This window comes from Roseovarius sp. (assembly GCF_030373445.1).
In the GTDB taxonomy this organism is placed as follows: domain Bacteria; phylum Pseudomonadota; class Alphaproteobacteria; order Rhodobacterales; family Rhodobacteraceae; genus Roseovarius.
In genome coordinates this window covers 201,894-225,137 of sequence record NZ_JAUCYU010000008.1, presented here as the reverse complement: position 1 = coordinate 225,137, position 23,244 = coordinate 201,894, and the positions used below count along the sequence as shown (strand labels likewise).

25 protein-coding genes are annotated in these 23,244 nt (G+C 65.8%); 5 read left to right on the top strand and 20 right to left on the bottom strand.

Annotated features, from left to right (window positions below):
• Positions 1-18: 18 nt before the first annotated feature.
• From QUV18_RS15850 to QUV18_RS15830, 5 genes are read right to left on the bottom strand one after another with little or no spacing between them, the layout of a single operon-like run.
• On the bottom strand, positions 19-753 hold the full coding sequence (locus tag QUV18_RS15850; RefSeq protein ID WP_300894983.1) for an SDR family NAD(P)-dependent oxidoreductase: 735 nt from the start codon (positions 751-753) through the stop codon (positions 19-21).
• Positions 750-1,313: a DUF3833 domain-containing protein gene (locus QUV18_RS15845; RefSeq protein ID WP_300894982.1), complete on the bottom strand. Its 564-nt coding sequence runs from the start codon at positions 1,311-1,313 to the stop codon at positions 750-752. Before QUV18_RS15845 ends, QUV18_RS15850 begins: the two co-directional genes overlap by 4 nt.
• Positions 1,310-2,533 carry an MFS transporter gene (locus QUV18_RS15840; RefSeq protein ID WP_300894981.1) on the bottom strand — a complete coding sequence of 408 codons (1,224 nt, stop codon included), beginning with the start codon at positions 2,531-2,533 and terminating at the stop codon, positions 1,310-1,312. Before QUV18_RS15840 ends, QUV18_RS15845 begins: the two co-directional genes overlap by 4 nt.
• A complete protein-coding gene (locus tag QUV18_RS15835; RefSeq protein WP_300894980.1) occupies positions 2,530-3,285 on the bottom strand; it encodes a DUF1365 domain-containing protein in 756 nt (251 codons plus the stop codon). Before QUV18_RS15835 ends, QUV18_RS15840 begins: the two co-directional genes overlap by 4 nt.
• Positions 3,282-4,583: an FAD-dependent oxidoreductase gene (locus QUV18_RS15830; RefSeq protein ID WP_300894979.1), complete on the bottom strand. Its 1,302-nt coding sequence runs from the start codon at positions 4,581-4,583 to the stop codon at positions 3,282-3,284. The genes QUV18_RS15835 and QUV18_RS15830 overlap by 4 nt, the downstream gene beginning before the upstream one ends.
• A 123-nt stretch (positions 4,584-4,706) precedes the next feature.
• Here QUV18_RS15830 and QUV18_RS15825 point away from each other — a divergent pair, with 123 nt between their 5' ends.
• Together QUV18_RS15825 and QUV18_RS15820 are read left to right on the top strand one after the other, a co-directional pair.
• A complete protein-coding gene (locus QUV18_RS15825) occupies positions 4,707-5,363 on the top strand; it encodes a sigma-70 family RNA polymerase sigma factor (RefSeq protein ID WP_300895004.1) in 657 nt (218 codons plus the stop codon).
• Positions 5,364-6,026 carry a ChrR family anti-sigma-E factor gene (locus QUV18_RS15820; RefSeq protein WP_300894978.1) on the top strand — a complete coding sequence of 221 codons (663 nt, stop codon included), beginning with the start codon at positions 5,364-5,366 and terminating at the stop codon, positions 6,024-6,026. It abuts the gene before it with no gap.
• A gap of 6 nt (positions 6,027-6,032) precedes the next feature.
• On the opposite strand, the gene QUV18_RS15815 is transcribed toward QUV18_RS15820, so the two are convergent.
• On the bottom strand, positions 6,033-7,379 hold the full coding sequence (locus QUV18_RS15815) for a lytic murein transglycosylase (protein ID WP_300894977.1): 1,347 nt from the start codon (positions 7,377-7,379) through the stop codon (positions 6,033-6,035).
• A gap of 91 nt (positions 7,380-7,470) precedes the next feature.
• Positions 7,471-8,175: a YafY family protein gene (locus QUV18_RS15810; RefSeq protein ID WP_300894976.1), complete on the bottom strand. Its 705-nt coding sequence runs from the start codon at positions 8,173-8,175 to the stop codon at positions 7,471-7,473.
• Between the two features lie 87 nt (positions 8,176-8,262).
• Here QUV18_RS15810 and QUV18_RS15805 point away from each other — a divergent pair, with 87 nt between their 5' ends.
• The 3 genes from QUV18_RS15805 (at position 8,263) to QUV18_RS15795 (ending at position 10,428) form a co-directional block, all read left to right on the top strand.
• The gene (locus tag QUV18_RS15805; RefSeq protein WP_300894975.1) at positions 8,263-8,961 is read left to right on the top strand and encodes a glutathione S-transferase family protein; all 699 of its coding nucleotides are present in this window, start codon (positions 8,263-8,265) and stop codon (positions 8,959-8,961) included.
• Positions 8,958-9,356 (top strand): DUF1801 domain-containing protein, encoded by a 399-nt coding sequence (locus tag QUV18_RS15800; RefSeq protein ID WP_300894974.1) that lies wholly within the window; start codon positions 8,958-8,960, stop codon positions 9,354-9,356. Before QUV18_RS15805 ends, QUV18_RS15800 begins: the two co-directional genes overlap by 4 nt.
• A 118-nt stretch (positions 9,357-9,474) precedes the next feature.
• Positions 9,475-10,428, top strand: coding sequence for a calcium/sodium antiporter (locus tag QUV18_RS15795; protein WP_300894973.1), 954 nt, complete (start codon positions 9,475-9,477; stop codon positions 10,426-10,428).
• Here QUV18_RS15795 and rnr read toward each other — a convergent pair.
• The 13 genes from rnr to QUV18_RS15730 all read right to left on the bottom strand — a co-directional run bounded on the left by rnr (position 10,425) and on the right by QUV18_RS15730 (position 23,145).
• Positions 10,425-12,692: a ribonuclease R gene (rnr, locus tag QUV18_RS15790; RefSeq protein WP_300894972.1), complete on the bottom strand. Its 2,268-nt coding sequence runs from the start codon at positions 12,690-12,692 to the stop codon at positions 10,425-10,427. The two genes, QUV18_RS15795 and rnr, sit on opposite strands and share 4 nt — an antisense overlap.
• An 84-nt stretch (positions 12,693-12,776) precedes the next feature.
• A complete protein-coding gene (locus QUV18_RS15785) occupies positions 12,777-13,535 on the bottom strand; it encodes a TIGR02186 family protein (protein ID WP_300894971.1) in 759 nt (252 codons plus the stop codon).
• Positions 13,536-13,538: 3 nt separating this feature from the next.
• Positions 13,539-14,456, bottom strand: a complete 918-nt coding sequence (locus QUV18_RS15780) for a sulfite exporter TauE/SafE family protein (protein WP_300894970.1) — start codon at positions 14,454-14,456, stop codon at positions 13,539-13,541.
• Between the two features lie 138 nt (positions 14,457-14,594).
• On the bottom strand, positions 14,595-15,509 hold the full coding sequence (locus QUV18_RS15775; protein ID WP_300894969.1) for a sulfite exporter TauE/SafE family protein: 915 nt from the start codon (positions 15,507-15,509) through the stop codon (positions 14,595-14,597).
• Positions 15,510-15,581: 72 nt separating this feature from the next.
• Positions 15,582-16,547: an ABC transporter permease gene (locus QUV18_RS15770; protein ID WP_300894968.1), complete on the bottom strand. Its 966-nt coding sequence runs from the start codon at positions 16,545-16,547 to the stop codon at positions 15,582-15,584.
• 4 nt (positions 16,548-16,551) lie between these two features.
• Positions 16,552-17,187, bottom strand: coding sequence for a LysE family translocator (locus tag QUV18_RS15765; protein WP_300894967.1), 636 nt, complete (start codon positions 17,185-17,187; stop codon positions 16,552-16,554).
• Positions 17,184-18,281, bottom strand: a complete 1,098-nt coding sequence (locus QUV18_RS15760; RefSeq protein WP_300894966.1) for an ABC transporter permease — start codon at positions 18,279-18,281, stop codon at positions 17,184-17,186. The genes QUV18_RS15765 and QUV18_RS15760 overlap by 4 nt, the downstream gene beginning before the upstream one ends.
• On the bottom strand, positions 18,274-19,908 hold the full coding sequence (locus QUV18_RS15755) for an ABC transporter ATP-binding protein (RefSeq protein WP_300894965.1): 1,635 nt from the start codon (positions 19,906-19,908) through the stop codon (positions 18,274-18,276). The genes QUV18_RS15760 and QUV18_RS15755 overlap by 8 nt, the downstream gene beginning before the upstream one ends.
• Before the next feature lie 6 nt (positions 19,909-19,914).
• Positions 19,915-20,904: a BMP family ABC transporter substrate-binding protein gene (locus tag QUV18_RS15750; protein ID WP_300894964.1), complete on the bottom strand. Its 990-nt coding sequence runs from the start codon at positions 20,902-20,904 to the stop codon at positions 19,915-19,917.
• A gap of 246 nt (positions 20,905-21,150) precedes the next feature.
• A complete protein-coding gene (locus QUV18_RS15745) occupies positions 21,151-21,549 on the bottom strand; it encodes a GNAT family N-acetyltransferase (protein ID WP_300894963.1) in 399 nt (132 codons plus the stop codon).
• A 4-nt stretch (positions 21,550-21,553) separates the two neighbouring features.
• A complete protein-coding gene (tsaB, locus tag QUV18_RS15740; RefSeq protein WP_300894962.1) occupies positions 21,554-22,150 on the bottom strand; it encodes a tRNA (adenosine(37)-N6)-threonylcarbamoyltransferase complex dimerization subunit type 1 TsaB in 597 nt (198 codons plus the stop codon).
• Entirely contained in the window at positions 22,140-22,703 is a 564-nt protein-coding gene (locus tag QUV18_RS15735) for a NifU family protein (RefSeq protein ID WP_300894961.1), read from the bottom strand. Before QUV18_RS15735 ends, tsaB begins: the two co-directional genes overlap by 11 nt.
• Positions 22,704-22,803: 100 nt before the next feature.
• Positions 22,804-23,145 carry a DUF2794 domain-containing protein gene (locus QUV18_RS15730; protein ID WP_300894960.1) on the bottom strand — a complete coding sequence of 114 codons (342 nt, stop codon included), beginning with the start codon at positions 23,143-23,145 and terminating at the stop codon, positions 22,804-22,806.
• Positions 23,146-23,244: the final 99 nt, after the last annotated feature.

Sequence of the window (23,244 nt, the reverse complement as noted above, 5' to 3'; positions counted from 1 at the left end):
TAGCGGGAGTCTTTGATCTCACGCAAATAGCCGGTAGTAGGCCCAGTTCGGCAGGAACCGTGACAGCCGGAACACCCAACTGAAAGCGGCGGGAAAATGCCGGTCAAAGGCACTCTCGTCGCGCATCAGGGTGATCATCTCGGTCGCGGCCTGTTCCGGGGTCATCAGGAACGGCATGCGAAAGTCGTTCTTGTCGGTCAGCCGGGTCTTGATGAAGCCCGGGTTGGCCAGTTGCACCCGCACGCCCGTGCGCCACAGGTCGGCGCGCATCGATTGGGCCAGCGCCATGACCCCGGCCTTGGACGGGGCATAGCCCACGGCGCCGGGCAGGCCGCGAAAGCCGGACAGCGAGCCGGTCAGAACGATATGGCCATGATCGCGCCGGACCATGCCGGGCACGACCTGCCCCAGCACGCGGAAGGCGCCGGTGAAGTTGATATCGGCCATTTTCAGGCCGTGCTCGGCATTCCAGTCGGTCGCCGGCATGGGCCAGTAGACGCCGGCCAGATAGACCAGCCCGTCGACCTCTCCGACCTCCTTGGCGGCAGCTCGTACGCTGTCTTCGTCGCTGACATCGACCGTCACCACCCGGGCACGGCCGGGCAGGGCAGTTGCCACCTCTTCCAGCCGCTCGCGGTTGCGCGCGGAAAGTACAAGGGTCGCCCCCTCGATGCTGAGCTTGTGGGCCAGCGCCTCGCCCAACCCCTCGCTGGCGCCGACCAGCCAGTATGTCTTACCCGAAAAACTCGTCAAACCGTGTCTACCCTTCGCATTGTTGCCACCAGTTCCGCCACCTTGATCCCGAACTTGCGGAACTGGCTGCGGTTCACGATCACCCCGTTCGGTGCGAGGTACATCCAGTCGGTCACGTTCAGCACGTGGTCCCCGGCTTCGCGCGGCAGGCGGATCGTGTAGTTGAGATTCACGCTGGGCCCCTGTTGTTGCCCGCGCCCGGTGCCGATCACATCGTCGGCCTCGGCCCTGATGCGGCCGTCATTGCCCAGTTGCAGCCGCCACTGGCGGGTCTGGGTAGTGCCGCTGTCATACAGGAAGTATTCCGTCATCACGCCGCGGTTCCCGTCCCAGGTCGCCTCGAAATCCCCCACGAAACGAGAGGCGACACGGCCGGCCGGCCCGTATATCACGCCCTCGCACTTGATCGCCCCGTTGAGATGCGTGCGCAGGTCAAACGCGGGGAACTGACCGGCGTAGTCGGCGGGGCGCTGTGCCTGAAAGCCCGTGATCCGGTGGAACAGGAGACCGCCCGTTACCGCCACGATGAGCCCGAGAAGGGCGCAGGTAATAGCTGTCATGCCGCGACCGTCCTTTCCCCGATATCGATGGTTGCCAGCAGCCCGATTGCCAGCAGTTTGAGTAGGCACGGCACCGCGCCGTAAAGCAGGCTGAGCAGCCAGAGCGCCCCGGCGCCGTTGTCTCCGCCCGCGGTAAAGCCGCCGGCCTCGAGCAAGGGCAGAAGCGTGACCGCCGCGAAGGCCAGCGTGAATTTCGACACGAAGGACCACAGGCCGAACGCCTCGCTCGCGCCCGGCGATATCTCGGCCATGCGCCGGGCGAAGAGGGCGGGCAGCAGCGTCATGTCGGCCCCGAGCGCTGCGCCCGAGGCAAGGCAGATCAGCCCGAAGGCCCACGTATCCCCCGCGCCCAGCCAGATGGCACTGCCGAAGGAGAGAATGGAGAGCACCATGCCGATCAGCAGAACCCGTCTTGCGCCGGCAGTCTCTGCCAGCTTGCCCCAGAAGGGCGCGGCCAGTGCGGCGGACAGGAAGAACAGCAACAGGAACGGGCCTTCCCAGCCCGGCGCCTGGAGACGGCTTTCCACGAAGAACAGGAAGAGGGTCGAGCTGACAGCGACCGGGGCGGCGTTGAACAGGGCCACCAGCAAGAGTTTGCGGGCCACCGGGTCGCGCAGGACCGTGAGAAACCCCGTGCCGCCGCCAACCGCCGCGCCGCGCCATTCCCGGTGCATCGACCGGATCGCCACCGCGGCCAGCAGGGCGAAGGCCAGCGCGAACCCGCCATATCCGCCGATCAGCACCGGCGCGACAGATGCGGCGCAGATGCCCAGAAGCGCGCCAGTTTCCCGCCAGCGGGCGAGTTGCAGGTGGCCCTGGCCGGTCAATCGGGCGGCGGAGGACACGCCTTCGGCATAGAAGCAGATGGTCAGGTAGCTGAAGCTGGAAAAGACCAGCGTCAGCATGAGCGCGAACCATGCGAGCGGTGCGAAGGGCGGTGCGACTGCGAAAAGGCCCAGCATCGCGGCGGCCATGGTGATCACGGCAATGGCCACCGAAACGGCCCGCATGTCCTGAAGCCGCGAGGCCAGGCGGCCCAGCAGCGGGTCCTGCACCACGTCAATCAGCCGTAGCGCGAACAGCACCGTTCCAAGGGCGGCCAGAGAGACGCCGTATTCGTCGACGTAGAATTTTGGCGCATGGATGTAGAGCGGTAGCCCGGCCGCGGCAAGCATGGCGGCAAACAGGCCGAAGGCAGGCAGGCGCGGCGCGGCATTCACCGGCTGACCTCTTGCCTTGGCGGTTCGGGGCGGGCGCGGAACTGCGCGCCCTTCCACCACAGCTTCAGTGCCTGCCAGTGGATCAGCGCCAGAACCCGGCGCGACCCGAAGGGCCGTCGCAGGCAGGCGCGGATCAGGCTCCAGTTGCTCAGGCGTTGCCGCTTGCCAACCAGGGTCGCCGTGACGCCGCCATTGCCGCCGGTGAAATCGATCCAGATCCCAATGTGATCGGGGCGCAGGTCGAAGCGGAACTCGTATGTCCCCTCGACTCGCTGGAATGGCGACACGTGCAGGACCTTGCGGGCTGTCAGACGATCCTGCGCGCCGATCGGGGCAAGATCCTCGCGATGGCAGAGATAGCAATGGCGGTCGCCATAGGTGTTGGTGACCTCGGCGATGACCACGGGCACGCTGCCCCCTTCGTCGCGGCAGATCCAGAACGCCACCGGGTTGAAGACGTGGCCGAGGATGCGGGGCTGCGCGAGAAGCTCGATGCGCGCGGGGCTGCCCAGCCCGTGCGTCTCGAGCACCTCGCGCACCCATGCCGGGCCGCGCCCGTGTTTCGGCGGCCCGCCATGATCGCTGTCCCAGACCGACGCCAGCCCGGCCCGGTTGCGACCGAACAGCCGGGGCGCCTCCGGCGCGCCCTCGGCATCGAGCAGCACGTAGTCGATCCCGTAGCGGAAGGCGTTTTCGACCGCGCCTTTGCGCCCGTGCCACGTGTGGCCGGCGATATGGTCGACCTGGTTCATTCCGCCGCCATCGGGATCGCGTTCTTCGCAACGATCGCGTCGGCCACCTCGAGGCCCGAGGCCAGCCCGTCCTCGTGAAAGCCGTCGCGCATCCACGCGCCGCAATACCACGTGTTGCGCGCCCCGTTCATTGCCCGCAGCTTCGCCTGCGCGTCGAAGGCGGCAAGGTCATAGACCGGGTGGCGCAGGGTGACCTGGTCGTAGATCAGCTCCTCCCGGATCGGCCGGTTGGAATTCAGCGTCACGAAATGCGGGTCATCCGCCGGGATCGGCTGCAAGCGGTTCATCCAGTAGGTGATGTCGATCTGGCCGTCGCGCCTTGCCGGGCTTTCGGAATAGTTCCACGACGACCAGACAGGGCGGCGCCGCGGCATCACGCTGGCATCGGCGTGCAGCACGACGTCGTTCGACTGGTAGCGCATGGCACCGAGCGCGGCCTGTTCCTCCGGGCTGGGATCGCTCAGCAGGGAGAGGCTGTCGTCGGAATGGGTGGCGAAAATGATATCGTCGAAATGCTCCCAGTCTTCGCCACGGGTTTTCACGAAAACGCCGGTCGTATCGCGCCGCACCCCCTGCACCGGGCAACCGGGCCGGATGACCGCGCCCTGCCGCAGCAACGCGGCATTGATCCGCTCCACGTACTGCACCGAGCCGCCCTCGACCGTGTACCACTGGTGCTGCCCGTCATAGGACAGGAGGCCGTGGTTCTTCAGGAACCGCACCATCGCCTTTGCCGGAAAGGCGCCCACCTGCCGTGTCGGCGTCGACCAGATCGCGCCGGTGAGCGGCAGGAGATAGTACTCGCGGAACCAGCGGCCCGTGCCGACATGGTGCAGAAACTCGTTGATCGAAAGGTCAGGGCAGCTTCCCACCGTGTCCAGCGCGCGTGAGTTGAAGCGGAAAATATCGCGCAGGAGCGACAGGAACCAGGGGTTCAGCGCATTCCGCTTCTGGGCAAAGAAGGCCGCCGCCCCGGCAAGGCCGTATTCCACCGCGCCGCCGCGCACCGACGCGCCGAAGCTCATGTCGCTTTTCGTGACGGGCACACCGAGGTCGTCGAAAAGGCGGGTCAGGTTGGGATAGTTGGCATGGTTGAAGACGATGAAGCCGGTATCGACCGGCTGGTCGCCGTTCTTGCCAGCCATGACTGTCCGGGCGTGACCACCTAGCCGTGGCTCTGCCTCGAACAGGGTCACGTCCTGCGATTGCGACAGCGCATAGGCCGCGCCCATGCCCGATATGCCTGCTCCGACCACGGCAACTCGTCTGCGCGTCATTGCGCCACTCTCAAACGGCATCCGTTCCCCAATACCTTGTTTCGTTGTTCTTGAGGGTTCTACGCAGGCCGTCAGGGATCGGATGAAAACGGAAAATTATTTCTCGGCAGTGATCCACCGCGTCGGGACGTCCGTAGATTGACCATGTACAGTGAATCCGCACCGCTGGAAGAACCGATAGTCTCGCCCGCCGTGATCGGGCGTGCTATTCCCCGGGGACGCCAGAGAACGGTAGTGGAACCGGTGAAAGTGAAGGAAAAGAAAGAACACCCAGGACTGGAATGGTCAGCGTGCATCCTGCGCATCCGTGAGACGCGCGACCGGGCCGCCTTTGCCGCCCTGTTCCGCCATTTCGCGCCGCGGGTGAAGGCGTTCCTGATGCGTTCGGGCGCCGATGCGGCCATGGCCGAGGAATGTACGCAGGAGGTGATGGCTGCCGTCTGGCAAAAGGCCCACCTGTTCGACCCGTCCCGCGCCAGCGCGGCGACGTGGATTTTCACGATCGCGCGGAACCGCAAGATCGACGCGCTGCGCAAGATGAAGCGGCCCGAACCGGAAGACCTTCCATGGGGGCCCGAGGAAGAGCCGGACCAGGAGGACAGCCTGGCCTTGCAACAGGAGACAGAGAAGCTGGAAGAGGCGGTTGCCGCACTACCGGCGAAACAGAGGGAACTGATCGAGAAGGCGTATTTCGGCGACCTGAGCCACCGTGAAATCGCCGAGGAAACCGGGCTTCCGCTCGGCACGATCAAATCGAGGATACGGCTGGCGCTGGACCGACTGCGCCACGCGATGAAGTAGATGACGATGATACAGGACACGATCAAACACCACCTGACCGACGCGCTGCTGATGGCTTATTCGGCCGGCACGCTGCCCGAGGCGTTCAGCCTGGCCGTGGCGGCTCATATCTCGATGTGCGACGAATGTCGCGCCCGGCTGGGAGCGTTCGATACCGTCGGTGGTACGCTGATGGAAAACTGCGACGCGGCAGTGATGTCGGCAGACAGCCTCGACGCGACGCTGGCGATGATCGACCTGGCCGAAGCGCGACCTGCCGAAAGGGATGTGCCCCTGGGCGGCGGCGTGCTGCCCGCACCCGTGCGCGCCTATGTCGGCGGCGATCTCGACTCGGTGCGCTGGCGGCCGGTGGGCATGGGTGTCAAACAGGCGATCCTGCCCACGAAAGGCGACGCAACGGCGCGGCTACTGTACATCCCCGCCGGGGCCGCCGTGCCGGACCACGGCCACAAGGGCACCGAACTGACGCTGGTGATCCGGGGCGCCTTCGAGGACAAGGTCGATCATTTCGGCCCCGGCGATATCGAAGTCGCCAATGAAGACCTCGATCACACGCCGATCGCCGATATCGGCGAGGATTGCATCTGCCTCGCCGCGACCGACGCGCCGCTTCGCTTCAACAGCTGGTTGCCGCGGATCGCGCAGCCCTTCCTGCGGATCTGAGCCCGTCTACCCACCCTTCAGGCGTTTGAGCACTTCCTGCGAAGGGTTGCCGTCCGCGGTCATCCCGGCCGAGCGCTGGAAGGCCACGATGGCAGAGCGCGTGTTCGGGCCGATCAGGCCGTCGATCTTCTCGAGATCGTAACCGCGCCGCTTGAGCTGTCGCTGCAATTCCATCTTGTCGGTGAAGGACAGGGGCTCGTAGCCGCGCGGCCAAGTGCCCTGGATCGGCGGTCCGCCCTTCAGGCGGTCCGACAGGTGGCCGACTCCAAGCGCGTAGGCGTCGGAATTGTTATAGCGCTTGATGACCGAGAAGTTCTTGAAGACAAGGAAGGCCGCACCGTTCCGACCGGCTGGCATCAGCAGCGACGCGCTGCCATGGTCGCGCACCGGCCGGCCATCGATGCCCACGACGCCAAGCTTAGCCCATTGCGACGGCATCCGCTGCCCGCCCGTGCTGCCCAGGCCGCGGGGAACCCGAACCTCGACACCCCAGGGCTGGCCGGAAATCCACCCGAACCGCCGCAGGTAGGCGGCCGTTGATGCCAGTGCGTCACCGGGATCGTCCGACCAGACATCGCGCTTGCCGTCGCCGTCGAAATCCACCGCGTAGGCCATGTAGGAGGTCGGAATGAACTGGGTGTGCCCCATGGCGCCGGCCCATGAGCCCTTGAAATCGCGCAGGGTGACATCGCCCGACTGCACGATCTTCAGCGCGGTCACCAGCTGCTTCTCGAAGAAGCTGCCGCGACGCCCGTCGAAGGCAAGCGTCGCCAGTGCATCGACCATCGGATAGGTTCCCATCCGGGTGCCGTACCGGCTTTCCAGCCCCCAGACCGCCGCGACGACTTCCTTGTCGACGCCGTAGCGCTGTTCGACCCGGCGCAGGGTGCGGTCGTGGCGGCGTATCGCCTGCTGCCCTTCCTCGACCTTCGGCGGGGCGGCCGCATTGTCGAGGTAATCCCAGATGTTGCTCTTGAACTCCGTCTGGTTGCGGTCCTTGGCGATCACGTCGGGCGTATAGTGCGCCCCGCTGAAGGCCGCGTCGAAGACGCGCGAGCTGATCCCTTGTGCCTGCGCCCGGCCGCGGAACCCGCGAACCCACCTGTCGAACCCGGCGTGCGAGGTGGACACCGGGGCCTCCTGGGCCGTGTCCAGATCATTCGGGCGCGCAAGCGGTCGTATGCTGCGGGCCAGCCCGGCATAGACCGTGGCCTGTGTATCGGCGACCGCCGTCACCTCGGTGCTGCCGCCAGGCCGCGCCTTGGGTCGCAAGGAAGTTTCGACCGGCGACGCCAAGGCCATCCCGGCCGTGACAAACGCCGCCATGAGTCCCGTTATCAGTTCGCTGCTCATACCTGACCCTTTTCATGGGTGTTTTGCGGTATCGTAACGCGAAGACGCGTTTTGCGAAAGCGTGCACGCCATCGTGGCGCGATCTTCGGCCCTATCCGGCCGCCCGTTCCTGTGCTTGCGAGCTCATTTCGGCTAGATATGCGCGCAGCATCGGAACCCGGCGCGGCCGGAACGACGCGCCGGTAAGCGACAGTTCGCGCATCCGGTCCAGCCGGAAGGCGCGGAAGTCGTTGCGCAGGTGGCACCACGCCAGCAAACAGTGCGACGCCTGCATGTAGATCACCGAAAGCGGGTCGACCTCGCGCTGCGTCCCGCGCCCCTCGGCATCGGTATAGTCGAACCGGATGGTGCGCTCGTCCCACGTGGCCTGCCGCAACCGGCTGACGTCGATGCCGGGCTCGGGCAGGGGGGTGAAGCGCTGCGCGGTCAGGACGGCGTGTTTCAGCCGATGGGCCTGGCTGGCGGGCAGGCGCGCGCCCAGCTTGGCCAGCGCCGAACGTGCGGCGGCGGCCAGCACCGGGTCGCCGACCTGGTCGACCTCGCGTAGCCCCAGAACCAGCGCCTCCAGCTCGTCCGTGTCGAAACTGAGAGGTGGAAGCGCGGCATCCTCGATCAGTGTGTAGCCGAAGCCCGAGGCGCCATCGATCACCGCGCCTAGCCCGCGCAGGGCTTCGATGTCGCGATAGATGGTGCGTGGTGTCACGTCGAGCATGGCCGCAAGCTGCGCTGCCGTCGCCGGTGGCGGGACGCTGCGAAGCGCCTGCATAAGCTGGAACAGTCTGTCGGTGCGGCTCATGGTTTCAGTATCGCTGGAACTCCTGACAGATACTGTCATTAAGTGCTGATAGGGTCCAGATGATCCTGCCTTTACCAGAGACCGCCCATGCTGACCCTGCTTTCCTTTCCCGGCGACGACCGGCACCCGAGCTTCAGCCCGTTTTGCCTGAAGGCGATGTGCCTGCTCGATATGTCCGGGCAGGACTGGGAGCCGAGTTTCACGACCGATCCGTCGAAAATGCCCTATGGCCGCCTGCCGGTGCTGAAGACGGCAGAAGCCCTGATTCCCGACAGCGGCCGCATCCAGGTCTGGCTGGAGGAACGCGGCGCCGGCTTCGACGATGCACTCACCGCAGGCGAACGGGCGCATAGCCACGCGCTCGTGCGGATGGTCGAGGACGGGCTGCGCTACGGCCTCGTGCATGACCGCTGGCTGCGCGACGAATGCTGGGAGGTGCTGCGCGACCAGTTCTTCGGGGCGCTACCGGTTCCGTTACGGGGTACGATCGCCGGGACCGCCCGCAAGCGCACCCGCCGCATGCTCGAGATGCAGGGCACCGGCCAGTTTTCCGAGGCCGACCGGCTGGCCCGGATGGCGCGTGATCTCGAGGCCATCCGCGAGACTCTCGGCAACACCGACTACCTTTTCGGCCCGGAACCCAGCTCTGCCGACGCGGCCATCGTGCCGGTCCTCGACATGATCCGCGCGCTGCCTTGCGAGACGGACCTGAAGGCGCTGGTTCGCGACGACGCTCGGATCGATGCCTATCTCGACCGCGCCGTTGTCGCGCTTTACCCGTCATGAGCCTCGACGGCATGCCCGACCCGGTGCGTGATGTCATCGATGGCTACCCGCCCGATGCGCGCGCGGGTGTGCTCGAATTGCGTCGGTTGATCTTCGACGTGGCGCACGGCCTGCCCGGGGTCGGCCCGCTTGAAGAGACGCTGAAATGGGGCCAGCCCGCCTACCTGCCCCGGAAGTCGCGAACCGGATCGACCCTGCGGCTGGGGCTTCACGAGATGGCAAGCTTCGCGCTTTTTGCCCATTGCCAGACCACGATCATCTCTGATTACGCCCAGGCTTTCCCGGCGTGGGACAAGCTCGACGGCAACCGCGCGGTGCTCTTCGACAGGCCCGCGCAGATCGAGCCGGAGCGATTGTCGCACCTGGTCCGGCATGCGCTGACCTATCACCTCTGACGACGTCGCCCGCCCCGAAATATCCTTGTCACGGACCCTTGAAAGGCAACCGGGGCAGGCGCATCTGCCGAGTCTGAACGCCCAGTCTCCGGGCGCCAAGACGCAAGGGAGCACGGGAATGGACATTGTCCTCGTTCTGGCTGGACTGGTCGGGCTGCTCGTCGGCGGCGACATGCTGGTGCGCGGCGCCGTGGCGCTGGCGCGGGCCTTCGGTGTCTCGCCCCTGCTGATCGGCCTGACCATCGTGGGCTTCGGCACCTCGGCGCCGGAGCTTGTGACCAGCCTGCAAGCGGCTTTCGCCGGCTCGCCCGGCATCGCCATCGGCAACATCGTCGGCAGCAACAGCGGCAACATCCTTCTCATCCTCGGTATCGGCGCCCTGATCGCGCCTATCGGCGTGGCGCCCGAGGTGCTGCGCCGGGACGGCAGCGTTCTGGCGCTGGCCACGCTCGCCTGCGTTGGCGCCGTCATGGTCGGGGGTGTCGGGCGGCTGGTGGGGGCCGCGTTCGTCGCCGCCTTGCTGGCCTATCTCATCGCTACGGTGCTCATCGAACGCCGTCGGCACACCGCTGCCGCCGACATGTACGAACACGAGGCCGAGGTTCTGCCCGCGCCGCGGGGCGCCACGTGGCGCGCGGCATTGATCCTGCTGGTCGGCCTTGGCGCCACCTTGCTGGGGGCCCGGTTCCTCGTCGAGGGTGCCATCTCTCTCGCCGGGCGTTTCGGCATGCCGGAGGAGGTGATCGGCCTGACCATCGTCGCCATCGGTACCTCGATGCCCGAACTCGTCACCTCGGTCATCGCGGCGCGCAAGGGGCAGGGCGACGTGGCCTTCGGCAACGTCGTCGGCAGCAATATATTCAACATCCTCGGCATCCTTGGCATTACCGCCATGGTGTCGCCCCTTGCCGTGCCCGCCAGCATCGCCGTGTTCGACATCTGGGTCATGCTGGCCGCGACCGTGGTCTTCCTGGTCTTCGCGCGCACCGGTTGGCGCGTCGGGCGGCGCGAGGGCGCCGCACTGGTCACGGCCTACGTGGCCTATATTGGCTGGCTGGTCCTGACGATCTAGCGCCGGCTGCGCTTGACCTTGCGCTTGACCTTGGCGTCCTTCTTCGCGGCACGCGCGGGCTTGCGCTTCACCGGTTTGCCGCGGGACTTGCCCCTCTTGGCGCTCTGGCCTTGCTGAACAGCCTTGCCGTCGATGCTGATCAGGTCGAGCGCGATGCCCCCGGTCACCGGGGCCGCTTCCGATAGACGCACCGTCACCCGCTGCCCCAGCCCGATGGTGAGACCCGTATCGGCCCCCATCAGCGTGCCGGCATCCCGATCGAAATGGAAGAACTCCCGCCCCAGCGCGCGCACCGGGATCAGCCCGTCGGCGCCGGTTTCATCCAGCCGCACGAAGGCCCCGAACCGCGCCACGCCACTGACCCGGCCGGTAAACTCCTCGCCCACCCGTTCCGACAGGTAGGCGGCAAGGTAGCGGTCGTTCGTGTCCCGCTCGGCGGTCATCGAGCGGCGCTCGGTCTCGCTGATATGCTCGGCGGTGCTTTGCAGTTGCTCCTCGTCGGCGCGGCTCAGCCCGTCATCGCCCCAGCCATGGGCCGAGATGAGCGCCCGGTGCACCACGAGGTCGGCATACCGCCGGATCGGCGAGGTGAAATGCGCATAGGCCTGAAGCGACAAACCGAAGTGCCCGAAATTCGACGGGTTGTAATAGGCCTGGGTCATCGCCCGAAGGGTCGACATGTTGATGACGTCGGAATGGTCGGTGCCCTCGGCGGCGTGCAGCAACTGGTTCAGGTGCGACGTGCGCAGCACTTGCCCCTTCGCCAGCACCAGCCCGGCGGCTTCGGCCACCTCGCACAGGGTGTCGAGCTTCTCGGGCGGTGGTTCCTCGTGGACGCGGAAGAGCAGGGGAGATTTCTTGGCGATCAGGGTCTCGGCGGCGGCCACGTTGGCCAGCACCATGAACTCCTCGATCAGCTTGTGGGCATCCAGCCGGTCGGCGAAATTGACCGACAGGACCTTGCCCTCGTCGCTGAGCACCACCTTGCGCTCGGGCAGGTCGAGGTCCAGCGGCTGGCGGGTATTACGGGCGTCCTGCAACGCGGCATGGGCGGCGTAGAGGGGCTTGATCACCTCGTCCATCAACGGGCCGCACTTGTCGCTGGGCTCCCCGTCCATCGCCTGCTGCACCTCCTCGTAGCTCAGCGAGGCGGCGGAGCGCATCAGCCCGCGCACGAAGCGGTGCCCGACCTTCTGGCCATGCGCGTCGATCTGCATCCGCACGGCGATACAGGCGCGCGGCACACCCTCGTGCAGGCTGCACAGGTCACCCGACAGCCGGTCTGGCAGCATCGGCACGACGCGATCGGGGAAGTAGCTGGAATTGCCCCGCTTGCGCGCCTCGGCATCCAGCGCCGAGCCGGAGGTCACGTAATGCGCCACATCCGCGATGGCGACCCAAAGCACATGGCCGCCCTCGTTCTTCGGGTCGTCATCGGCATGCGCCCAGACGGCGTCGTCATGGTCGCGCGCATCCGACGGGTCGATGGTGACAAGCGGCATGTCGCGCAGGTCTTCGCGGCCCGACAGGCCGGCGGGCTTCATGCTGTCGGCCTCGGTGATCACCTCGTCGGGGAAATCGTCGGGGATGCCGTGCTGGTGGATGGCGATCAGCGACACCGCCTTGGGCGCCGAGGGGTCGCCCAGCCGTTCGACGATGCGCGCCTTGGGCAGGCCCATCCGGCCCTTGGGCCCGGCCTGTTCCGCCTCGACCAGCTCGCCATCCTTGGCGCCGCCAGCCGCATCGGCCGCCACTGTCCACTCCTTGCCGTCGCCCTTGTCGATGGGCACGATCCGCCCGCCTTCGGCGCCCTTGCGGAACACGCCGAGGATCTTGCGCGGGTTGGTTCCGATGCGGCGGATCAAACGGGCGTCGTAATGGTGATCCTCGCCTTTCACCTCCTGCAGGCGGGCGAGGATGCGGTCGCCCTCGCCAAGCGCCGGATCAGAGGCGCGCGGGATCAGCAGGACGACCGGCTCGACCCCCTCGCCATGCCATTCCAGCGGCTTGGCCAAAAGCTCGCCATCGCTGGTCTGGCCAGACACCTGGAGCACGCTCACCGGCGGCAGCTTGTCGGGGTCGCGATACGTCTTCTTGCGTTTCTCGAGATGGCCTTCATCCTCGAGTTCCCTGAGCACACGCTTCAGGTCGATCCGCGCGGCGCCCTTGATCCCGAAGGCCTTGGCGATATCGCGTTTCGAGGTGAGGGTCGGGTTGTCGGAAATCCACTTCAGGATTTCGTCCTTCGAGGGCATCTGGCTCATGGCAGTGAGGTAGCACGGTTGGGTAAGGGCGTCATCCGGGAAAAACGCGGGCGCCGCGCGACTGTTCCTGCCCCTGCCGGAAGATCAGCCCTGCCGCAGCATCCGGAAGGCGGCCGACGCGCCCCATCCGGCGGCAATGGCAATGGCCAGCGACATCAGCCCGTAGATCAGCGGCTGTTCCCGCGACATGTTGTAGAGCCAGCGTTCCAGCCCCACCTTGCGCACGTCGATCGTCGTTTCGTAGACGGAAACCACCCTGCCTTCGCGGGTCAGGAAGATGCGGGTGGAATATTCCCCTTCGGTCAGGTTCGCCGGCATGTCGATGGCGGTACGGAACAGCGTCTGCTGGTCGACGGCCACCGAGTCCTCGACGATCTTGTAGAGCCCCGAGCGTTCGCGGATGCGCACCACGGCATCGGCGAAGTTCTGGGCCCCGCGGATATGCATCGCGGCCCCGACCGAGCGGATGGCCCGTTCGATGGACACCCGGTGGCGCAGGTCCTCGACATCGGTCAGCACTTCGTCGAACGGCCCGCTGGTGGCGACGGCGTAGAAGCTCGGCGCGCTGTCGACAAGCACGCTGTCGGTGTTCACCCAGATGCCGAACCGCCGTTCCTTGCGGCGCACGAGCACGGGTTTCGATGGCCCCGAAACCGCGACCACCACCTGAAGCGGCGGGCCGTCCGGGATCGGCACCTCGCGCTTTACCGCCCCGAAGACAAGGATGTGAGAACCGTCGAAATTGGCGGTGATCGCCACTTCGCTCTGGCTGAGGCCGAGCACGACTTCCTCGGCCCGGGCGGGCAGGGCAAGGAACAGGAGAATGACCAGAAGCCGCACCATCGGTCAGTGCCCCCCGAGCGCGCCGATGGAGTAAAGCTCGCTCGGCTGCAGCAGAAGGTCGAGGGCCAGCTTGAAGCAGACGGCCAGCACCATCAGCGCCAGCAGAATGCGCAGTTGCTCCGCCTTCATCTTGGTGCCGATGCTGGTCCCGACCTGAGCGCCTATGACGCCGCCTACCAGCAGCAGCACCGCCAGCGCCACGTCGACCGTGTAGTTGGTGGTGGCATGCAGCATGGTGGTGAAGGCGGTGACGAAGATGATCTGGAAGAGCGACGTGCCGACAACCACCTTGGTGGGCATCCCGAGGATGTAGATCATCGCCGGAACCATGATGAACCCGCCGCCGACGCCCATGATGGCCGCCAGAATACCGACAAGGATGCCAACGATCACCGGGGGGATGACGCTGATGTAAAGGCCGGAGGTGCGGAAGCGCATCTTGAAGGGCAGGCCCTGCACCCAAGTATGCTTTCGCCGGGTCGGGGCCCCGCCACCCCGGCGCGATTTGCGAATCGCGCGCAAGCTTTCGAAGAACATCATCCCGCCGATAACGCCCAGGAAGACAACATAGCAAAGCCGAACCAGCAGATCGACCTGGCCCAGCGAGCGCAGGTAGTTGAACACCACGACACCCAGCGCGGCGCCGATCAGGCCGCCAATCAGCAGCACCGTTCCCATGCGCAGGTCGACCGTCTTGCGCCGCAGATGCGCCAGCACGCCCGAGAAGGAGGACGCGACGATCTGGTTTGCCTCGGTCGCCACGGCGACGGCGGGAGGGATGCCGATGAAGAACAGAAGCGGCGTCATCAGGAAGCCGCCACCAACGCCGAACATACCCGACAGGACACCGACCAGCCCGCCCAGCCCCAGCAGAAGGAAGGCGTTGACGGATACCTCGGCGATCGGAAGGTATATCAGCATGAAGCCCCTTAGCCCCATGTCCCCGCTCAATGCAAGCGAGCACGCCGCTGCAAACCGTTCTGGTCGGATCACATGTTGTGAACTGGCTTTACAGTTGCGTGAATATTCGCCTGTTGCCGGGCGACCCTGAACCGCATGTTACATGCTCATCACGGGCGTCAGGGTATAGAGGTCGGCGGGCACCAGGAGCAGGTCGAGCGCCAGTTTGAAACAGACGCCGACCACCAGTAGCGCCAGCAGAACCCGCAACTGTTCGGCGTTCATCCTTGTACCGATCATCGTGCCCACCTGCGCCCCGATCACCCCGCCCAGCAGAAGCATGACGGCCAGCACCACGTCGACCGTCTGGTTCGTGGTGGCGTGCAGCATTGTGGTGAAGGCGGTGACGAATATGATCTGGAACAGCGAGGTGCCCACGACCACCTTCGTCGGCATCCCGAGGATGTAGATCATTGCCGGCACCATGATGAAGCCGCCGCCCACGCCCATGATCGCCGCAAGCACGCCCACGCTGACCCCGACCAGCAGGGGCGGGATGGCGCTGATGTAAAGGCCCGAGGTGCGGAACCGCATCTTGAAGGGCAGCTTCTGAACCCATGTATGCTTCTTGCGGATCGTCTTGCCGCCCCGGCGCGACCGCCGCAGGGCGCGCAGACTTTCGACGAACATCAGCACCCCGATGATCCCGAGGAAGACGACATAACAAAGCCGTACCAGCAGATCGACCTGGCCAACCGCCTTGAGATAGTTGAACAGCACCACCCCCAGCGCCGCGCCGAACAGCCCGCCGACCAACAGGATCGTACCCATTTGAAGATCGACGGTCCCGCGCCTCAGATGCGCCAGTACCCCCGAGAACGACGCCGCGACGATCTGCGCCGCGCCGGTGGCCACCGCCACCGTCGGCGGGATGCCGATGAAAAACAGCAGCGGCGTCAGGAGAAATCCACCCCCCACACCGAACATGCCCGACAGGATGCCGATAAGCCCGCCGAGGCCCAGCAGCAGGAACACGTTGACCGCGACACCGGCGATGGGAAGGTAGATGTGCATGCTCTCCCCTTACGCCCATGGCAGCCGGGCCCGCAAGGTCGCAGTGCCAAATAGCTGGAGGGGGAACGCGCTCTACCGCTCTTTCACATATGGCTGGCCGCCGGCCCGCGGCGGGATCGCCCGGCCGACGAAGCCGGCAAGGATGATGACCGTCAGGATGTAGGGCAGCGCATCCATCAGCTGTACCGGGATGATCAGCCCGCCCAGCTCGATATTCTGATAGCGCAGGGCCACCGCCTGAAGCAGCCCGAACAGCAACGTGGCCGACAAGGCATACCACGGCCGCCACTTGGCGAAGATCAGCGCGGCAAGCGCGATGTATCCCCGGCCCGCCGTCATGTCCTTGACGAACCCGGCCTGCAGGGCCGTTGCAAGATAGGCGCCGGCGATCCCGCACAGGACGCCGCAGATCATGACGGCCGCAAAGCGCATACCCACGACCGAAATGCCCGCTGTATCGACCGCTGCCGGGTTCTCGCCCACCGCGCGAAGCCGCAGGCCGAAACGGGTGCGGAACAGCACCCACCATGTCGCCGGCACGCAGAGAAGCGCGAGATAGACAAGGATCGTATGGCCCGAGATCAGCTCGGCATAGACCGGTCCCAGTACCGGCACGCTCCTCAGGCTCTCGGCCAGCGGCAGGGTGATCGGCTCGAACCGCGCAGCGCCGATCAGCGAGGGGGTGCGCCCGCCTTCCGCAAACCAATCCTGCGCGATCAGCACGGTCATGCCAGCCGCAAGGAAGTTGATCGCAACGCCCGAGATCAGCTGGTTCCCCCGGAAGGTGATCGAGGCCAGCCCGTGCAGTCCCGCCAACAACATCGACGACCCGATTCCGGCCAGCAGGCCCAGCCACACCGAACCGCTGGCATACGCCACCGCCGCCGAGAAAAAGGCGGCGATCAGCATCTTGCCTTCCAGGCCGATATCGAAAATGCCCGCCCGCTCGCTGAACAGCCCGGCGAGGCAGGCCAAAAGAAGCGGCGTGGCCAGCCGGACCGTGCTGTCGAGCACCTGCAGGACGGTCATGAAATCCATCGCGCTACCTTTCTGCCGTGGCCAGCTTGAACGCGGCGAAGGTGAAGAATGTGCCCAGCCCGGCCTCGATCCACCGGCGCCCGCCGGCATAGGCCGCGCGCACCGGGCGGGAGGACAGCACGAGGGCCCAGGCCGCGTGCATCGCGAAGGAGATGACGAAGGCCCCAGCCACGAAGGCCGCGACCACCGGCGCCGGGGCCCCGTTCACAGCGCCCACGGCCGCGATCGCCAGCCAGAAGGCGATCGCCTTGGGGTTCGTGACCTGCAACAGATAACCTTTCGCGTAGAGCGCTGGGGCAGACTGTACAGCCGTGGCCTCCACGCTCACCTTCGGCGGGTTCAGCGCCTTGCGGAAGGCCCCCCAGGCCAGCCAGAGCAGGTAGGCCGCACCCACCAGCCGCAGCAGGTTCATCGCCCAGGCCGCCTGTGACAAGAGCAGCCCGACGCCGATCATCGTCAGCAGGTTGATTGTCATGCTGCCGGTGGCGATGCCGAAGCAGGTGATCAAAGCGGGCCCGCGCCCTTGTGTCGTCGAGATGCCCAACAGCATCGCCACAGCCGGGCCGGGCGAGGACGCGCCCACCAGCAGGATCGCATAGGCGGCGATGAAGCCGGGCAGGTAGGGGGCGAGCTCGGTCATGTCCGCCTCCGCTTGCGGGTTGCCATGAAAATCCGTTCCAGCGGCATCCGCACCATGTTGTCGAGCGCGCCCGTGAACAGGATCACCAGCGCCTGGATGACAATGATCAGTTCACGCGGGATCGTCGTCCACAGCGCCAGCTCCGCCCCGCCCTGGTAGAGGAAGCCGAACAGGATCGCCGCGAGAAACACGCCCAGCGGGTGATTGCGCCCCATCAGTGCCACGGCAATGCCGATGAATCCCGCTCCCTCCGTTGCGTTCAGGATAAGCCGCTCGGCCTCGCCCATCACGTTGTTGATCGCCATGCAGCCCGACAGCGCGCCGGATATGAGCATCGCGATGACCACGATCTTCACCGGCGGAATGCCGGCATAACGCGAGGCGCTTTGCGAATGTCCCAGAGCCCGGATCTCGAAACCCAACCGCGTGCGCCAGATCAGCAACCACACCAGCAAGCAGGCGGCGACTGCCACCACAAGGCTGATATTCGCCGGTGCCGACTTCGAGAACGCGATGCCGAAGGGTGCCAACAGGTCGTGCAACGTCGGCAGATGCGCCCCTTCGGGGAACTTCGCGGTCGCCGGGTCCATCGATCCGGCCGGGCGCAGGATGTTGACCAGCATGTAGTTTAGCACCGCGGCCGCGATGAAGTTGAACATGATGGTGGTGATGACGATATGGCTGCCCCGTTTTGCCTGAAGCCAGGCCGGGATGAGTGCCCAGAGCGCGCCGAACGCCGCTGCGCCGACGATGGCGGCGGGCAGGGCCAGCGCCCAGTGCGGCCATGGGATGGCAAGGCAGACCAGCGCCACGCCCAGCCCGCCGATCATCGCCTGACCTTCCGAGCCGATGTTGAAAAGCCCCGCGTGGCTTGCCACGGCAAAGGCCAGGCCGGTGAACAGGAAATTGGTGGCGTAGTAGAGCGTGTAACCCCAGCCATAGGTCGAGCCCAGCGCACCCGTCACCATCAGCTTGACCGCCGCGACCGGGTCCTCGCCGATGAACAGGATCACAAGCGCCGAAATCGATGCGGCGAGGATGATCGAGATGAGGGGCACCAGAACCGCGTCCGCCCAAGCCGGCATCCTATCCATGATGCTTTTCCCCCTCGGTCTCGGCCGCTTGGGCGAATTGCGCCTCCTCGACCGCTTTGAACGCGTCCTCGGGCTTGCCTTCGATCCCGGCCATCAGCAGGCCCAGCTCGGTTTCGTCTGTTTCGTCCGGGCGTCGCTCGCCCATGATCCTGCCGTCGAACATCACCGCGATCCGATCCGACAGCGCCATGATCTCGTCAAGCTCGACACTTACCAGCAGGATCGCCTTGCCCTCGTCGCGCAGGCGGATGATCTGGCTGTGAATGAACTCGATCGCGCCGATATCGACGCCCCGGGTTGGCTGGCCGATCAGCAGAACATCGGGGTTGCGCTCGATCTCCCGGGCGAGGACGATCTTCTGCTGGTTGCCGCCGCTGAAGTTCTTGGCCGAGAGCTTCTCGTCGGGCGGGCGCACGTCGAACCGGCCCATCTTGTCGCGGGCCCCGGCCATGAGGGCGGCATTGTTCATCAGCACGCCGCCACCGGTCGCAGGGTCGCGGTGGTAGCCGAAGATCATGTTCTCCCACGCGGTGTAATCCATGATCAGGCCCTCGCGCTGGCGATCCTCGGGCACGTGACCGATGCCTGCGGCCCGCCGGTCGCGGCCATTGGCGCCGCTGCCGCTCAGGGTCAGGGGCTGGCCGTTCACCCGCACCGTACCCTGCGCCTCGCGAATGCCGCCCAACACCTCCAGCAATTCGGACTGGCCGTTGCCGGCCACGCCGGCCAGGCCCACGATCTCGCCGGCCCGCACGGTCAGGTCGATGCCGCGCAACCGCTCGACGCCCTGGCTGTCGGTGACTTTCAACCCTTCGACCTCCAGCACCGGCTTTCCCGGCTTGGCGGGCGATTTCTCCACCCGCAACAGGACCTTGCGGCCCACCATCAGCTCCGCCAACTGCTCGGGGCTGCTTTCGGAGGTCTTCACCGTCTCCACCATCTCGCCCCGGCGCATGACGCTGACGGTATCTGTAATCTCCATGATCTCGCGCAGCTTGTGGGTGATCAGGATGATTGTCTTGCCCTCTTCCTTGAGCCGCGCGAGGATCCGGAAAAGCTGGTCTGCCTCGGCGGGGGTCAGCACGCCGGTCGGCTCGTCGAGGATCAGGATATCGGCCTGCCGGTACAACGCCTTGAGGATCTCGACCCGCTGCTGCATGCCGACGCCGATGTCCTCGATCAGCGCGTCGGGCTTGACGTGCAATTCGTATTCGTCGGCGAGGTCCTGCAACGAGCGTCGCGCCTTGGCGATGCTGGGTTTCAGCAACCGCCCGTCCTCGGCCCCGAGGATCACGTTCTCCAGGACGGTAAAATTCTCGACCAGCTTGAAATGCTGGAACACCATGCCGATGCCCGCGGCAATGGCGGCCTGGCTGTCGGGGATGCGCGTCTCGCGGCCCTTGATGAAGATCTTGCCGCTGTCGGCCTTGTAGAACCCGTAGAGGATCGACATCAGGGTCGACTTGCCCGCCCCGTTCTCGCCGATGATCCCGTGGATCGTGCCGGGCGCCACGGTGATCGAGATGTCCTTGTTCGCCTGAACCGGGCCGAACGCCTTCGAGATGCCCCTCAGTTCAATGGCCGGGGCGGCAGAAGCCTGCCGCCCCGTATCGTGTTCGCCCGTCATCCGCGGTTATTCGACCGGGCAGGTATTGTCGGACATGTAGTCATGCACCTCGAGCTCGCCGCTGGCGATTTTCTCGGCGGCCTCGTCGACGGCGGTCTTCATCTCGTCGGTGACAAGGCTTTCATTGTGCTCGTCCATGGCATAGCTGACGCCGTCATTCGAGATACCCATGACCTCGATGCCGGTTTCCATCTCGGGGCCGGCCGTCATCGCCTCGTAAACGGCGTTGTCGACGCGTTTGACCATCGACGTCAGGACCGAGCCGGGATGCAGGTGGTTCTGGTTGCTGTCCACGCCGATGCCGAGAACGCCCTCGTCGGCGGCGGTTTGCAGCACACCCGTGCCGGTGCCGCCGGCGGCGTGATAGATCACGTCGGCACCCTGGCTGATCTGCGCCTTGGTCAGTTCCGAGCCTTTCACCGGGTCGTTCCATGCCGCGGGCGTGGTGCCCGTCATGTTCTGGATCACCGTTGCATCCGCGTTCACCGCCTTCACGCCCTGCACGTAGCCACAGGCGAACTTGCGGATCAGGGGGATGTCCATCCCGCCGATGAAGCCCACCGTGCCGCTTTCGCTGGCCTGCGCGGCCATCATGCCAACAAGGTAGCTGCCCTGGTGCTCGTTGAAGACGACCGAGCGCACGTTGGGCTCTTCGACCACCATGTCGATGATTGCGAACTTGGTGTCGGGATAGTCCGCCGCGACCTCGCCCAGCGATTCGCCGAAGGCGAAACCGACCATGACGATCGGGTTGTTGCCGGCCTCGGCGAAGCGGCGCAGCGCCTGTTCGCGCTGGGCTTCCGATTGCAGCTCGACCTCGTTGTAGCTGCCGCCGGTTTCCTCGGCCCAGCGTTGCGCCCCGTTATGGGCGCTTTCGTTGAACGACTTGTCGAACTTGCCCCCCAGATCGAAGATCAGCGCCGGGTCGGCCAGTGCGGCGCCCGCGCCGAGGGCCAGCGTCGCCGCCGCGCCAAGGATGTGCTTCATCATCGTCATTCTGTCTCTCCCTGAACCTGACTGCACACGCCGGGCGGTTTGGCCTCTTCGCGTGCGCGGTCGCGATGTAATGGCGGCAAGTAAGCCCGCGTTTGCCGCCTCGGGTCAATAGAAGATACGGCCTGCCCCCGCGTCAAACCCCGGCCCGCTTCCGTGGCGCCGGGCAGGAGTTGCACCGGCTTTCACCTTTCCCCAACTACTCCCGCAGGGGGTATCCGACAGAGCCGCCCGGGGCGGCGCCTTCGATCAGACGAGCCGCTTTGCCATCAGCAGCGCATCCTCCGGCCCGTTCGGCGTCCGGTAATAGCCCCTGCGCCGGCCCGTCTCGCTGTATCCGGCGGACCGGTAAAGTGCGAGGGCAGCGGCGTTTCCCGCCGAAACCTCAAGGAAAGTGCGCGTCACCCCTCGCGCCGCGGCGGTGGCTTCGAAAGCCGATAGCGTTTTGCGGGCCAACCCCTGCCGGCGATGCGCCGGGTCGGTCGCGATGGTCAGCAACTCCGCCTCGTCTGCCACTGCGCGGCCGAGGGCAAAGGTCTGGGGGGAACCCACGGCAAAAACGTGCGGGCTGTCGAGGAGGTCGGCGAATTCCTGAGCCGCCCACTCGCGCCCCTGACCGGCAAAGGCACGGGCGTGGCAGGTGGCCATCTCTTCAGGTGTCATCGTCGAGGATGACCGGCGGGGCATCGCGCGACGGCGCCGCATCGGCCGGTCGGATGTAGAGCGGGGCAGGGGCGGGCGCAGGCACATCCGCCGTGGTTGCTGCCCGGGCGATGGCCAGCGCCAGTTGCCCGGGCTCGGGAGGATAGGCGAGCGGCTTACCGAGGCGCTCGGCCTCCTCCAATGTAACAAGGCGCGGCGCCGCGCCGTCCGGTCGGATGTAGACCTGCTCGCGCGGGGCAGGAACCGCCGGTATGTGCCGCTCTTCGGTGGCGAGGCTGATTGCGTCGAAGGTGGACACGCCTATCGCCGGGATATCCAGCGCAAGCGCCAGCCCGCGCGCCGCCGATACCGCAATTCGAATACCGGTGAAATTCCCCGGTCCGACGCCGGTGCCGATCCGGGACAGGTCGCGCCAGCCTGCGCCGCCCTCGGCCAGCACCTCTTCCAACAGCGGCATCAGCCGCTCGGCCTGTCCTCGGCCCATTTCTTCGGTGTGAACGCTCAAAACCCGGTCGCCAGACAGCAAAGCGGCCGCGCAATGCGCGGCCGATGTGTCAAGGCCAAGAACGAGCGTGTCAGATCCCAACGGGGCGCACCTCGGTCACCTCGGGGATGTAATGGCGCAGCAGGTTCTCGATGCCCATTTTCAGCGTGATGGTCGACGACGGACAGCCGGCACAGGCGCCCTGCATATGCAGGTAGACGACGCCGCGTTCGAACCCGTGGAAGGTGATGTCGCCCCCGTCCTGCGCCACGGCCGGGCGCACGCGGGTGTCGAGCAGTTCCTTGATCTGACCCACGATCTCTGCATCTTCGCCATCATGCTCTGCATGTCCGGAAGAGGCATCCGCCTCGCCAGACATCACGGGCTTGCCCGACTGGAAATGCTCCATGATCGCGCCAAGGATGGCGGGTTTCATGTGGTCCCACTCGGTTTCATCCGCCTTGGTGACGGTGACGAAGTCATTGCCGAAGAACACGCCGGTCACGCCCTGCACCTTGAACAGGCGCTCGGCCAGCGGCGACTTGCCTGCCGTCTCGGAGGTCGGGAAATCCGCGGTGCCGGCATCCAGCACGGTCTGGCCGGGCAGGAACTTCAGCGTGGCGGGATTCGGAGTGGATTCGGTCTGAATGAACATGGGTCGCGCCTTTCCAAAGATGCACCGGATATGCGCCCCATGGCTTCGCCTGTCAAGGTTTGGAACGATTCTAAATTGTGACAGGCAGCGCCGCGCCCGCCTACTCCACTGGCCGGATCAGCTTGCGTTCGAGCACCCGCAGAACGGTTTTCAGGTCGCTTCCTCGCTTCAAAACCTGCCCGTCCATGCCGATCACCGCATACTGCCCCTGCCGACCACGCAGACGGGGACGTTTCTCGATGCGGTAAAGCGGGTTTTCCGCCGTGCGCCGGAAGACGGAGAACACGGCCACCTCCCGCAGGCAAGAGATGCCGTAATCCCGCCATTCGCCAGCGGCGACCATTCGGCCGTATAGGGACAGGATGATGCCGAGTTCCGATCTCTGGAACGCCACCTGCGCGGGGTCGTGTTGCGCGGGAAACGGAGTGGATTGGAATGTCATGCCGTCAGAGTTGCGCCAAGTGACACATAAATCAAGAAAAATGCGCTACCAGTCCTGATACCATCGACCCTCCCGAGGCCCATGCGCCGGATATTCACG

What these genes read in the sequence shown, in the direction of transcription:
- QUV18_RS15845 (WP_300894982.1), bottom strand. Translation starts at nt 1,313, where the DNA reads ATGACAGCTATTACCTGCGCCCTTCTCGGGCTCATCGTGGCGGTAACG.
- QUV18_RS15835 (WP_300894980.1), bottom strand. Translation starts at nt 3,285, where the DNA reads ATGAACCAGGTCGACCATATCGCCGGCCACACGTGGCACGGGCGCAAA.
- QUV18_RS15830 (WP_300894979.1), bottom strand. Translation starts at nt 4,583, where the DNA reads ATGCCGTTTGAGAGTGGCGCAATGACGCGCAGACGAGTTGCCGTGGTC.
- QUV18_RS15825 (WP_300895004.1), top strand. Translation starts at nt 4,707, where the DNA reads ATGTACAGTGAATCCGCACCGCTGGAAGAACCGATAGTCTCGCCCGCC.
- QUV18_RS15820 (WP_300894978.1), top strand. Translation starts at nt 5,364, where the DNA reads ATGACGATGATACAGGACACGATCAAACACCACCTGACCGACGCGCTG.
- QUV18_RS15815 (WP_300894977.1), bottom strand. Translation starts at nt 7,379, where the DNA reads ATGAGCAGCGAACTGATAACGGGACTCATGGCGGCGTTTGTCACGGCC.
- QUV18_RS15810 (WP_300894976.1), bottom strand. Translation starts at nt 8,175, where the DNA reads ATGAGCCGCACCGACAGACTGTTCCAGCTTATGCAGGCGCTTCGCAGC.
- QUV18_RS15805 (WP_300894975.1), top strand. Translation starts at nt 8,263, where the DNA reads ATGCTGACCCTGCTTTCCTTTCCCGGCGACGACCGGCACCCGAGCTTC.
- QUV18_RS15800 (WP_300894974.1), top strand. Translation starts at nt 8,958, where the DNA reads ATGAGCCTCGACGGCATGCCCGACCCGGTGCGTGATGTCATCGATGGC.
- QUV18_RS15795 (WP_300894973.1), top strand. Translation starts at nt 9,475, where the DNA reads ATGGACATTGTCCTCGTTCTGGCTGGACTGGTCGGGCTGCTCGTCGGC.
- rnr (WP_300894972.1), bottom strand. Translation starts at nt 12,692, where the DNA reads ATGAGCCAGATGCCCTCGAAGGACGAAATCCTGAAGTGGATTTCCGAC.
- QUV18_RS15785 (WP_300894971.1), bottom strand. Translation starts at nt 13,535, where the DNA reads ATGGTGCGGCTTCTGGTCATTCTCCTGTTCCTTGCCCTGCCCGCCCGG.
- QUV18_RS15780 (WP_300894970.1), bottom strand. Translation starts at nt 14,456, where the DNA reads ATGCTGATATACCTTCCGATCGCCGAGGTATCCGTCAACGCCTTCCTT.
- QUV18_RS15775 (WP_300894969.1), bottom strand. Translation starts at nt 15,509, where the DNA reads ATGCACATCTACCTTCCCATCGCCGGTGTCGCGGTCAACGTGTTCCTG.
- QUV18_RS15770 (WP_300894968.1), bottom strand. Translation starts at nt 16,547, where the DNA reads ATGGATTTCATGACCGTCCTGCAGGTGCTCGACAGCACGGTCCGGCTG.
- QUV18_RS15765 (WP_300894967.1), bottom strand. Translation starts at nt 17,187, where the DNA reads ATGACCGAGCTCGCCCCCTACCTGCCCGGCTTCATCGCCGCCTATGCG.
- QUV18_RS15760 (WP_300894966.1), bottom strand. Translation starts at nt 18,281, where the DNA reads ATGGATAGGATGCCGGCTTGGGCGGACGCGGTTCTGGTGCCCCTCATC.
- QUV18_RS15755 (WP_300894965.1), bottom strand. Translation starts at nt 19,908, where the DNA reads ATGACGGGCGAACACGATACGGGGCGGCAGGCTTCTGCCGCCCCGGCC.
- QUV18_RS15750 (WP_300894964.1), bottom strand. Translation starts at nt 20,904, where the DNA reads ATGACGATGATGAAGCACATCCTTGGCGCGGCGGCGACGCTGGCCCTC.
- QUV18_RS15745 (WP_300894963.1), bottom strand. Translation starts at nt 21,549, where the DNA reads ATGGCCACCTGCCACGCCCGTGCCTTTGCCGGTCAGGGGCGCGAGTGG.
- QUV18_RS15735 (WP_300894961.1), bottom strand. Translation starts at nt 22,703, where the DNA reads ATGTTCATTCAGACCGAATCCACTCCGAATCCCGCCACGCTGAAGTTC.
- QUV18_RS15730 (WP_300894960.1), bottom strand. Translation starts at nt 23,145, where the DNA reads ATGACATTCCAATCCACTCCGTTTCCCGCGCAACACGACCCCGCGCAG.